The organism is Neisseria sp. P0001.S005 (assembly GCF_051963715.1).
Map to the genome: position 1 here is coordinate 1 of NZ_JBQCTZ010000469.1, position 755 is coordinate 755.

1 protein-coding gene and 1 pseudogene are annotated in these 755 nt (G+C 40.8%); one reads left to right on the forward strand and one right to left on the reverse strand.

Features of this window, described 5'->3' with window-relative positions; translation table 11 throughout:
- Positions 1 to 95 (forward strand): annotated as a pseudogene (locus ACTHSP_RS21105) (50S ribosomal protein L17); the annotation flags it as partial.
- A 444-nt stretch (positions 96 to 539) separates the two neighbouring features.
- Here the strand turns inward: ACTHSP_RS21105 and ACTHSP_RS21110 are convergent.
- Positions 540 to 755 (reverse strand): alanine:cation symporter family protein (locus ACTHSP_RS21110; protein ID WP_440346895.1); only part of this gene is annotated, 216 nt, incomplete at its 5' end.

Consider the following 755-nt stretch of genomic DNA (forward strand, 5'->3'; position numbering starts at 1 on the left):
ATGTTCGTGTACTGAAATACGGTTTCCGTAAAGGCGACAATGCTCCTTTGGCATTGGTTGAATTGGTTGATAAAGCAACTGATTCTGCTGAATAAGCAAATTAATATGAAAGCACCACCTGTTTAAGGTGGTGTTTTTTTATTTGGATATTTTCGCTATCATTTCATTAGCTATAATACTTTGATGGGAAATCTTTATTCTATAAGGGTTTCTCATTTTTCTTCTATCTGAGAAAAGACTTAGAACAGTAGGATTGGTCCTAATTTACTTTTTTCTTATGTTTTCAGTTCTCATAACGGTAGGTTTACATACCGCCTGCTATAGCGTTTCCATAGTGAATCTCAGTCTTTGTTGAAGTCAGTGGTCATTTGGCTACAAGGTTATTACCTGTTCGTCTGAGATAAATGATTAATTAAGGCTTTCTTTGGTGGATGTGTTGCCATTAGTCTGCCCCTTAAGGCTTCTGCTTTAAGGGGCATCGTTTTGTCTAAATGGCAGGGATTAAAAAAGCCGTCTGAAATTTCAGACGGCCTTTGGTTTTACCAGATATCGGATTTGATTTTGCGTTTCAAGCCCGGGTGTTCAGAGAGTTTGAACTCTGGGTCTTTACCCATTTTCAGCTTGGCTGTGTAGTCTTTCAACAGCAGGAAGGCAAGTGGTGACAGGAGCAGGATGGCAACGAGGTTAATCCATGCCATGATGCCCATGGCCATGTCTGCCATATCCCATACCAAGGGTACGTTGGCAACTGCGCC